General features: G+C 47.2%; 8 protein-coding genes. 1 reads left to right on the top strand and 7 read right to left on the bottom strand.

Features of this window, described 5'->3' with window-relative positions; translation table 11 throughout:
* Positions 1-223: 223 nt before the first annotated feature.
* From C1I60_RS18930 to C1I60_RS18905, 6 genes are all read right to left on the bottom strand, one after another.
* Positions 224-2,233, bottom strand: coding sequence for a S9 family peptidase (locus C1I60_RS18930; RefSeq protein WP_137063138.1), 2,010 nt, complete (start codon positions 2,231-2,233; stop codon positions 224-226).
* A gap of 235 nt (positions 2,234-2,468) precedes the next feature.
* Entirely contained in the window at positions 2,469-3,587 is a 1,119-nt protein-coding gene (locus C1I60_RS18925) for an LLM class flavin-dependent oxidoreductase (RefSeq protein ID WP_137063137.1), read from the bottom strand.
* 57 nt (positions 3,588-3,644) lie between these two features.
* Positions 3,645-4,193, bottom strand: a complete 549-nt coding sequence (locus C1I60_RS18920) for a GNAT family N-acetyltransferase (RefSeq protein ID WP_137063136.1) — start codon at positions 4,191-4,193, stop codon at positions 3,645-3,647.
* Between the two features lie 133 nt (positions 4,194-4,326).
* Complete coding sequence (locus tag C1I60_RS18915) at positions 4,327-5,247, bottom strand: NAD(P)/FAD-dependent oxidoreductase (RefSeq protein WP_137063135.1); 921 nt, start codon at positions 5,245-5,247, stop codon at positions 4,327-4,329.
* Positions 5,248-5,436: 189 nt separating this feature from the next.
* Positions 5,437-5,940, bottom strand: a complete 504-nt coding sequence (locus C1I60_RS18910) for a ferritin (RefSeq protein WP_137063134.1) — start codon at positions 5,938-5,940, stop codon at positions 5,437-5,439.
* 171 nt (positions 5,941-6,111) lie between these two features.
* The gene (locus C1I60_RS18905; protein WP_170970879.1) at positions 6,112-9,039 is read right to left on the bottom strand and encodes a glycoside hydrolase family 48 protein; all 2,928 of its coding nucleotides are present in this window, start codon (positions 9,037-9,039) and stop codon (positions 6,112-6,114) included.
* Positions 9,040-9,355: 316 nt separating this feature from the next.
* Here C1I60_RS18905 and C1I60_RS18900 point away from each other — a divergent pair, with 316 nt between their 5' ends.
* Complete coding sequence (locus C1I60_RS18900; RefSeq protein WP_137063132.1) at positions 9,356-9,724, top strand: DUF423 domain-containing protein; 369 nt, start codon at positions 9,356-9,358, stop codon at positions 9,722-9,724.
* Positions 9,725-9,799: 75 nt separating this feature from the next.
* On the opposite strand, the gene C1I60_RS18895 is transcribed toward C1I60_RS18900, so the two are convergent.
* Positions 9,800-10,657 (bottom strand): sugar phosphate isomerase/epimerase family protein, encoded by an 858-nt coding sequence (locus C1I60_RS18895; protein ID WP_137063131.1) that lies wholly within the window; start codon positions 10,655-10,657, stop codon positions 9,800-9,802.
* Positions 10,658-10,672: the final 15 nt, after the last annotated feature.

The following is a 10,672-nucleotide window of genomic DNA, read 5'->3' as shown; positions in this document are numbered from 1 at the left end:
AAAGTCAATATTTTTTCAAATTCCTTTAATGGAAAAAAATAAATAAATAGAGACTAATAGTATTTTATAAACACAAAAGTAAATTAAAGTATAAATTTATAATGTATAAGTATATTATACAAACAATACCCTCTTTTGTATGAAAATCAGGCATTGTTTGTAATTTTTTTAATGAATTTTTGTAAAAATTTCTGTGTCGTAAGTACAAGAAACGGATGACGTGTTATATCTGGTGCTTGACAAACCAATTTGAAATGCGTTGCAGTCGTTCCACACGAAGCTGCGGATGCCCTTTTCGTGAAAGCTCATGGCTTGAGGCTGGAAAACGAACAAATTGCGTGGATTTACCCAATCGCCGTAGTGCTGTAAATAGCTGCTCTCCCTGCTCAATGGGACAACGAAGATCCTGCTCCCCGTGCAAAATAAGCAGTGGTGTATTTATTTGCTTAACATATGCCAGTGGAGATTGTCTCCATAAGACCTCGAAATCGTCCCAAGGATTGCCGCCGACCTCGTCTTCTGTAAATGAGTAGCCAATGTCGCTCACGCCATACATGGATAGCCAGTTGGATATGGAGCGCTGGGTCACGGCTGCACGGAAACGGTCTGTGTGACCGACAATCCAGTTAGTCATAAAGCCTCCGTAGCTTCCCCCCGTAACACCTAGTCGTTCTGGATGAATGAATGGAAACTGCCGAATGGCCTCATCCACCGCACTCAGCAAGTCCGTGTAATCTCGTCCACCGTACTCGCCAAGAACGACATTGGTAAAAGACTGGCCATACCCCCTGCTTCCCCCCGGATTTGTGTAAATGACCGCATATCCCTGCGCTGCTAGCAACTGAAACTCATGAAAAAAAGAGTGGGAATACATCGCATGGGGACCGCCATGGATTTCCAAAATGGCGGGATAGGTAACTCCCTCCCCAAAACCGACTGGCTTCATCACCCATCCCTGGACCCTCCGACCATCCTCGACCTCAGTCCAGAAGCTCTCGGGCACACTTAACCCGATCTCTTCCAGCAGCAAGTCATTCACCTGCGTCAGTCGTTCCTCTGTCCCGGAAGAGATCGCAATTCGAAACAAATCGCCTGGCAATGTCACATGAGTTGAAGCTGCAATGATATGCTGCTCATCCGGGGTGAGCGTGAACTGATAAATTTCTCTGTCTCCCTGCGTCAAAACTGTAAAGCTTCCATCAAGTGCAAACTGATATATATGCACATTCCCTTCACGGGTTACAAGCGTATATAGGGATTGACCGTCCATACTAAAACGTGGTGGCCCTACATGAAGGTGTGAGCGCATATCGCTCATACCCGCGTTACCGAGGTGTGCGTCCAGCGTTTCACTAATGCATACTGCCAAGCCACCACTCGAAGGGAGGATGTATAATCGGGTCTGGGTCGCGTCTTTAGCATGTCGATCATGTCCGTAAAAGGCAATCGTTGAACCATCGGGAGAGTATTCAGCACTCTCGATTTGCAGTTCGGAGAAGGTTAGCTTTCGCGGTGCTTCCGCATTTCCTTTTGAAATAGCAGGAGCTATCGTAAACAAATCATTTTGCTTGCGTAAATCCGTATCCTCTTCTGCATGCTCCGCTATTCTGGCCACGAATAAAATAAGTTTGCCATCCGGCGACCAGACAGGTTCCGCGACGTCATACGCGCCGAACGTTAGTTGGACGGTGTCCCCTGAATTTACATCAGTCACATATAAGTGATTACGTGTATTATCCCATAGCCCGTAGCCATCTGACTTGGCTTTTGTTCGATTAACGACCTGTCCTTCCGGCTGCACTGATGTCGGGGATGACAGACTCTCTGTGGTTTTTGCGACAAAGGATATGTAGGATCCGTCCGGTGACCAAGCCAATGAATGAACGCCTTTCCCTGCCCATGTAAGCTGCCGAGCCTCTCCTCCGCTAGCTGGAATGATCCATACCTGACGCTTACCTTTCAGCGTACGGAGAAAAGCAAGCTGTGATCCATCAGGTGACCAGACAGGTGATTTGTCTTTCGGCCCATATGTGAAGGGCAACGGCTCGGAGTTTTCTGATGGCAAAAGCCAAATGTCAGAATTATAGTCTATCCGGTCTTCATTAATATACTGCTCGACGTAAGCGACTGCACCGTTACCTGGATGCACAGCAGGATCGCTGACCCACCGAAGTTGATATAAATCCTCTGCTGTTATATGTCGTTTAGCTATACTGGTTTGCGAGTCGCTCAAAACAATTCCTCCTCCAATCATCAGATCTCTATAAGATTCGAAATATATTAATCCGATGAAATATGTAAGATTTAAATGATATAAAATTCACGTTACTCTTTTTACTTGTTTCTGTCAATTTGCTTCTTCATGTATTTCCAATACAAAAAAACCTTATCTCTCTGGTCGCAACGGACCTGAAAGCCTCCTAAACTCGGAGGCTTTTTATGAAATAAGGTGATTGAACAGTCAACAACTATAGTTGAAAAATAGGAGATATGGGTGGCGCATCATTTTTTACAGGGATAATCGACCTGCTTCCATCATCCAAATTCGGCCCATGCTGCCAAATCGTGCTCGGAATTTCCCGCCGCAGCACCGGTATGATATTCTCGCTAAACCGATGTAGCTGTTCGAGCTGCTCCTGCTCATCCAGCCCGTCTACGCTGATGCTGAGTACCTGGTGACCAAACGCGGTATGATAGTTCCGTATTTTTTCAAGAACGCTCTCCGCAGAGCCGATCAGAACAGGACCGTTACGAATATTATCCTCCAGACTCGTGAAGGGCGACTGATTGTGCTGAGCTGCCGCTGTCAAGTGGTAGGCATCATAATAAGGACGATACCGTCGAATCGCTTCCTCATCCGTATCTGCCAGATACAGACTCCCTGCTCCGGCACCAATCACAGCCTGAGACGGATCATGCCCGTAATAAGCCAGTCGTTCCCGGTAATGATCAATGAGCGCTTTATACTTGGCCTGCGGGTGGAAAGAATTTGAGGAAAATATCGGCTCCCCGTATTGCGCGGCCAGTTCGGTCGATCGTGTACTGGAAGCACTGCCATGCCAGATGGGAATCTGCTGCTGATACGGCCGCGGCTGTGTCGTGACTTGATGCAACGGTGGACGATAGCTTCCTTCCCACGTCACCTCTTCCTCACTCCACAATCGTTTGAGCAAACGATAGCGCTCGGCAAGCGAGTCCCACTGTTCTTCCTCTGTAATTCCAAATAACGGATAATGGCGCGGATCATTTCCTTTCCCAATAATAATCTCTAATCTTCCACCCGATAAATGATCCAACGTCGCATAGTCTTCTGCCACGCGCACCGGGTCCAGCACGCTAAGCACCGTCACCATAGTCAGCAGACGAATCCGTTCGGTTTTCGCCGCAATAGCGGTCAGCACGAGCGGGGGTGAGGATGACAGAAATGGCGCACCGTGCCTCTCCCCCACACCGTATGCATCAAAACCAAGCTCCTCTGCGAGAACAGCCTGCTTGATTACATTTTGGATTTTTTGCTGCGAGCTCCAGGCTTCCCCGGTAATCGCATTAGGCAGATTAGCCATCAGACTGAATAACGCAAACTTCATTTCATGAACCCCCCTTTCGGAGAATGAATCCGCTTCGTCCCATCCCAGGTATCGGCTCTAATTACGGTTAGCAGTCTCGGCTTCGTTTTTTTCACGAATATACGTTTTAAATAATTCCGGATTCACAACTTTACGCAATAAATGCATCGTTCCGTCTCCTGTACCATGGTCAAATGCATGAATACGCTCATACCCCCAACGCTCATACATAGACAACAGATAGGGATGCTTTTCGGCTGTTGCCAGCGTAACGGCAGGAGCTCCCACCTGATCACGGATTATAGTCTGCTCTACCCAGTTGAGCAGCTTGCGTCCGTAGCCCTTGCCCTGAGCAGCCGGATTGACGGCAAACCACATGACAAAGGGGAGATCCGTTATAAAATTAAGAGCTCTATTTTTGAGATGACTAACTGTAGCCTCAATTACACCATCGACTTCCAGCACGTAGCAGTCATTATTTTTAATATTCTCCTGAATGATAGGAATGTCCGCCTGAGCGGCAGGCCATTTAAGCTCCAACTGCCGAATCGTTTCGTACGCCTCATAAGTCACGTACTGCAATCTTTCCGCATCTTCCTGTTGTGCCAGACGATAGATTTCGCTCATGTTAACCCGCCTCTCCATAAAAAATATTAATCCTATCTACTTAATCAGGAATAAAAGATAAAATAACTGTAGCATGCTCACAATCCAGCGACAAATTAATTTTTTCTATAGGTATATTTAAAATAACGATAACCTAGCGAAAGTGACCCCGAATTGCAAAATCTTCCTCCGTCAAATCCATGTTAACGCACATACCAGTTCGGCTGCCGTCGGCTGCGGCAAAAATCAATTGGGAAGGCATGAAGTATGAAGAATCCCCGGCGGCGTATACACCAGGTATAGAGGTTCTTCCTGATTCATCCGTCTTGATCCCGCCCGACCCCAGCTTTTCACAGCCCAAGCGTTCTGCAAACGGTGTACTTTGTACAAATTTGGGAGACACGAACCCGCCAGTCCTTGAGACTTGAGTTCCATCCGTAAATTGAACATGCTCAAGCTGTCCATTTTGTCCGATGAAAGCTGCAACAAGCTTCTCTATCACCACAATTCCCTTGGATTGAAGCCATTTTTTTTGCTCGAATGTCAGGGAGGCATGGCCGTTCGTGCAGGCGATTATATCTTTGCTCCAATTCAGGAGTAATTTGGCCGTATGATAGATGCCCGGAGATTCGGACACAACGACAAGCGGTTGATCCCGTAGCTCCCAGCCGTCGCAATAGGGGCAATTAAACAAGCTTTTTCCGTATAGTGGATAAAAGCCTTCGATCTCGGGAAATATCTCCTTTACGCCCGTCGCCAAAATCAGTTTTCGCGCTTGAACGCGAAGGCCTGACGAATCAAGCACCTCAAATCCGGGTTCAGTTTTTTCAATCGAAACAACCTCGGCTTGCAGATGATCGACAGACGGATAGCGCAGTACTTCCTCATAAGCAACGCGACGGAACTCGGATGGCGTTACGCCGTCTCTTGTAATAAAGCCGTGCGATGCATGCGTAACGGCATTTCTGGGCTGGTTGTTGTCGATCAAAGCCACACTTCGTCTTGCCCGGCCAAGCACAAGGGCTGCATTCAATCCGGCGGGGCCTCCGCCAATAATAGCACAATCGTAAATCATGATGCTCATCTCCTTAAAAAAGATATTAAAGACTCATTATATCTATAATATTCTCGAATTTGCTAATGTGTCAAGCTGCACCTGATCATAAAAAACGCAAAAAAAGCCCGAAAACCGGGCTTTTCTAATTCCTCGTCTCATACCATGCCAGCCATATCCTTAGCATTCAGACGAAATGTGCATGTTGCTTTATTCCGCAGGGGCTGTAAAGCTGCGTTGGGCAAATTCACTGTCCAGCATATAAAAAGCGTTGCTATCTCTTTCAATACGCTTGAGCTTCTGGATCACATTGTCGAACAGAGCTTCCTCTTCGACTTGCTCATCAATAAACCATTTCAGAAAATGGATCGTCGCATGCTCACGTGCGTCCAGGGCCAGGTCAGCCAAACGATAAAACTTCTGTGTATTTTGCTGCTCGTGCTTGTAGCCGTGCTCGAACACATCCAGCATGGAATCGTAGCTGTTTTTAGGCTCAGGTAATGCAGCCAATGTAGCACGTCCTCTGCGATCATTAATATATTTGTACAGCTTCATGGCATGAAAGCGTTCCTCTTCAGCTTGTACCAGGAAAAAGTTTGCGAATCCATCCAGACTTTCGCTGGAGCAATAAGCAGCCATTGCCAGATATACATGAGCGGAGTAAAATTCAAAATTCATTTGCTCATTTAGAGCCTGTGCCAAATTGTCTTTCATGTCTCAGGTCACCTCGGTCATATATGTAATGATGTAGCGATCTTAGTGTACCACAAGAGTGTCGACGGGAATATACAATATCGGAGAAATATCATTGGAAAACGGACGCAATACAATGTGAGGTCTCCCCTCCTTGCATTGCGCTCGTCTCACCCAATGTTTATTTTACATTCAAGGCTCCAGGCCCCATACGCGTTGGTCGTTTATATACAAAGGTGTTTTGTTCCAGTCCCCATAAGATGTCTTGGTTGAATCATAAGAAAAATCATCACTTTCGTTATAGTTGCTCCAGTCCGTCTTGTTAATGCGAATCTGAATATCTCCTGTATTTTCCCCTGCCGCCAGACTTCCAGCTCCAAAGGAAATTTCCAGATAATAATCTGCGCCTGTAACGGCTTTATCCAATTTAACAAATTTACCCATAACATTACTACTACCCAACTGTGCAAAGTCACAATGGAATTCCTGTGACTTGTCGCCATCTACAGTATAATAGTACCGCAGCTTGACATTCTTCAGATCAACAGTTTCTTTACCCTTGTTTACAATACGGAATAGTGGCCGAATCTGGTTATCTCCCGGGTTCGTGTCGCCCACGCGGTATTGGGCAACCACATCTCCCGTTGCCGGAATGGCTGCTGCCGTAGGCTTGGCACTGACCTCGGCGGAATCCGGGCTGGTTCCCAAGGAGTTGGTCGCATTCGCTACATAATAATAGGTGGTTTCATTCACCACACCTGTATCCTTGTAAGTGCTATCCGTTACCGTTGCTACCGTGGTATAAGGTCCTCCACTGGTTGTGGAGCGCTTGATGGTATAGTTGTCCACCCCCGTCGCTTTGCTCCAGCTCAGTGTGACCTGAGCATCCCCGGCACTTGCTTTCACATTTGCCGGAGCTTTGGGAGCTGTAGGCTCGGTTGGTCCACTACCGTTAATAAGACGGTCATACTCGGCATAAGCCGTTGCCATATCCACTTGGGCCCAGAAACGATGATAGGTAAATTGCGGAGCTCCTTTATCCCATTTTTGGGTCTGATTGTTCCAGGAAGTCGTGTATTTGTCTTTAAGATAAGACCACTGCGGATCTTTAGTGATATTAGGACGAATATCGCTATAGGTGGAATACGTACCATTACCGCCCTTCGACGGATCAGACGGGGTAGCATCTTTGCCAGGGATCGTGTTACCTTGTCCAGTCTTACCGCTCCAGCCGTTCGGAATATACACTTCTTTACTGAAATAACGATAATAATCCTCGCGTGCTTCCTTCGTTGTAATACCTATACCATCGTTATAACTCCATGCAGCATCAAGTAAAGCTTTAGACAGATCCTTAGCTTCCTTGCCTAATTCGGAATAGTCTCCTTTTTCAGCTTTTGTTCCAGCAGCAAAGAAAGTAAGTGCCTTAGCATAGCTGCCTAGCACTCCTGCATCCTGCACCGGTTTCTTTGTTACCACATGAAGACTGGTATTCCCTTTATGATTGGCAAATCCGCTCCAGGTATCAGGCTTTCCGCTCCATTCCAGATCGCTCGGCAACCAGAACTCGCCTTTAGCTACTGTAGTAGCCACTTTCGGATTTTTGCCACCTAGAATGCGCTTGCCCTGAGCATCCAAATAATAGCCCTGCGCATCAGTCACAGGCCGTTCGTTGGCAAATACATAGCTCTTGGACCATGCTATCCAGTTTTCCGTCACTTGTTTAGCCATTTTAAACTGCTCAGACGAAGTATCTCCTTTCTTGGCTAAAATGTAGTACAGCTCGGCAATCCGCTCGACGGGCCAAGTCTGCATCCCGAACCAATTGTTGGATGGTGGATCGTTATATACAGGAGCCCCAGTATAAGCCATGCCATAAAAGGTACTCGTGCCAGATGGATAGGCCTTATAGTCACCATTTGAGTTATTCGTCGCTCCACCTGCAATAGCTCCCTCATTGGATTGCAGCCAAGTATAAAACTCCAGTTGGCGCTTCAGCGAGGTCGCCCAGTCCTGTCCCGCCGTTGGCGAATTCGGTATTAATCCACCGTCTTTATCAGACAGAGCATACGCTGCGACGACATTTTGGTAGCCCTGATGCGCATGGCTGGCGCCAATCCGCCAAGCCCAGTTGCCGCTTTGGCCAAGTCCGCCTCCCCAAGCCGTATACCATGCCATCAGGTAAAAACTGGCATCCTTGCCCGTACCAGCAATCGGACTTCCTTTGGAAGCGCTTCCTGCTTTTTGGAAGTACTTATCGTACATGCCGTAACGCAAGTAGTCTCCCATCTTTTTGGCTTTATCCAAATATACAGAATTATCATAACCCAATTCCTTAGCCCAGTACATCGCTTGGACTGCCCGTGCGTCCGCATCAGTAGCATTCGTGTAGCGCCATTGCTGTGCCGGGGCATTATTTTCCTTGGTGAACAGGCTCATAAAGCCCTCATTAGACTTGCCAAACTTATGATTATCCTGCGATGGATGCGGTATAGCCTCCCATACCGATTCCTGTTCCCCACGCTGGAAAGTGTTCACATAGGTTGCTGTATGCGACGGATTCAGCAGATTGCCGAAGCCGTACCAATTATCCACGTCCAGCAGCCAGTGCATCAGATAAGTCTGATTATTGCCATAGGTTGCCTTCAGTTCGGAATCCAGCGGATCTTTGCCAGCACTATACTGATCACTCAGACGGCTTGGGTACAGATCCGGCTGCGAGTATTCTGCGGCATAAGTAGCAGGGCTGTTCGGGTTGTAGTTACTCATTGTCGGCTGCTCTTCCTTACCTGGAATGATGTATTTCTCCATGTTGTCCCATGCGGATTCCAGATGTCCCCAATCCCCAGTATAGTTACCATACAGTACCTCCAGCCACATCCAGTAACTGTAGGCTTCCGAGGTCGTTAGGTGTCCGTAGTCTGGAGCTTCACTCAAGAGTGTTTCAACGGAATGATAAGGGATACCTTCTTTTGAGAAATATCCACTAGCCGGGTCCTTCAGCTGTTTATACAATTGAAGAAAGCGTGTCGATTCTGGCGTTGCAGCTGATGCACGGTTGGGTTCGGCCTGAAATAAGCCTATGGATAAAGGAAGTACCAAAATTGCTGACATAACCATAGAGACAGATTTCTTGAACACGGATTTTTTACTAATCACTTTTGCATTCACCCTCTCCATTATCAATTTTGACTTTACATAAGATTTTATTTCGAGAAACGACAACACAAAAAGACAGCATCATCACCTCGCTTTCCCAAAAAAAAGGTGGAGGACACGCTGTCTATAGCCCCAAATGCTTCGCATTGGCCCTGGAAAAAATATACCACATTAGACATCAAATGAGAGTCGAAAAATTCTATATATTTAGAGCTTCACAACGAAAATTGACGAATCCCATTGGAATCGGTACTATTTTACAGGGAGGCGTTAAAACATGAAAGTTTTGCTATTGCTTGGTTGTATAATGATGTTTTTAGCTGTAGTTCTGGGAGCATTCGGAGCACATGCTTTGAAAAAAAGACTTTCCGCAGACATGATGAGCATATTCCAGACAGGTATCCAATATCATATTGCTCATGGCTTGGGCTTGATTCTGCTCGGAGTAGTTGCAGGAAATCTGGTCCATTCTTCTCTGATTGTTACCGCAGGCTGGGTAATGCTAGCAGGTATTCTCCTGTTCTCCGGCAGTTTGTATGCCCTTAGCTTGTCCGGTCTGAAGAAGCTCGGAGCGATTACCCCGATTGGCGGGGTGGCTTTCTTGACAAGCTGGGTGCTTGTGATTGTGGCGGTTGTCCAAGGTTAAACATAGCTAATGAAAAGAGACTTGGAAAGTAGACGCTTCCAAGTCTCCTGAGCAATTCCCGAATATGAAAGAATACTATGATTTCGTCTGTACTTCTTGCACCTTCTGAGCCGCTAACCGATGACCCTCGATGTAGCGTTTGGATTCAGCCATCTGGTGCTCCTGCGCGGCCTCCATAATGATGTGAACCCCCGGCTTGTACTGTTCCAGTAGCTCCATGTATAGACCATAGTTCATGTCACCAAAACCCGGCGGTACGGTCTCGATCTCACCTGTCGATGACAAACGCCGGTCTTTGGCATGGGCCGCTATAATTCGAGGTCCTAGTAATTGGAACGCTTCGCGGATAACCTCATCCTGCCGTGCCAGATTTTCCGTTTTCAGCAGATTGCCCGGATCAATTACTACACCGATCTGGGATGACGGCACTTCCTCCAGCAAGGTAGCAAGCTCTACCGCCGTTCCGACCAAATGATCGTTAGCGGCCTCTAATCCGACGAATACGCCCCATTTTCCCGCCTCGTCCGCTAATTCGCGCACGACTTCCTTTACAACCTTCCAGTCTCGTTCCGTATATGCGCTTCCATCCTCATTACGTCCGACTTCGGCTGCCACCATCGGTGCCCCTAACAGGCTCGCATATCGGATCAGCTCTTTAAAGCGCTCTACATTTTCACGTAGAAGCTCCTCATCCTTTTCGAAAAAATGCAAATAGCATCCAAGCACCGATATAGATACTCCATGCTGACGGAATGCCTCCGCGATAGACAGTGCCAATCCCGGACTGAACTTTCCCGGTTTATTAAAGTCCACATCACTGATCGCTCTCCACGGAGCCAGTTGAATATGAGTAAAGCCCGCTGCTCCTACCTTTGCAGCCAACTCGTGATAAGGCAACTTGCCAAATAAATGAGCCAGTACACCTACAGTCACTGAAATCACCTCTTC

The organism is Paenibacillus terrae, assembly GCF_005217525.1.
GTDB lineage: Bacteria > Bacillota > Bacilli > Paenibacillales > Paenibacillaceae > Paenibacillus > Paenibacillus terrae_C.
The sequence above is the reverse complement of the archived record's forward strand: the minus strand, read 5'-3'. Positions and strand labels throughout refer to the sequence as shown.

Bases quoted from the DNA above. Each gene is read 5' to 3' on its own strand.
- C1I60_RS18925 (WP_137063137.1), bottom strand. From the start codon at position 3,587: ATGAAGTTTGCGTTATTCAGTCTGATGGCTAATCTGCCTAATGCGATT.
- C1I60_RS18910 (WP_137063134.1), bottom strand. From the start codon at position 5,940: ATGAAAGACAATTTGGCACAGGCTCTAAATGAGCAAATGAATTTTGAA.
- C1I60_RS18915 (WP_137063135.1), bottom strand. From the start codon at position 5,247: ATGATTTACGATTGTGCTATTATTGGCGGAGGCCCCGCCGGATTGAAT.
- C1I60_RS18905 (WP_170970879.1), bottom strand. From the start codon at position 9,039: ATGGTTATGTCAGCAATTTTGGTACTTCCTTTATCCATAGGCTTATTT.
- C1I60_RS18920 (WP_137063136.1), bottom strand. From the start codon at position 4,193: ATGAGCGAAATCTATCGTCTGGCACAACAGGAAGATGCGGAAAGATTG.
- C1I60_RS18900 (WP_137063132.1), top strand. From the start codon at position 9,356: ATGAAAGTTTTGCTATTGCTTGGTTGTATAATGATGTTTTTAGCTGTA.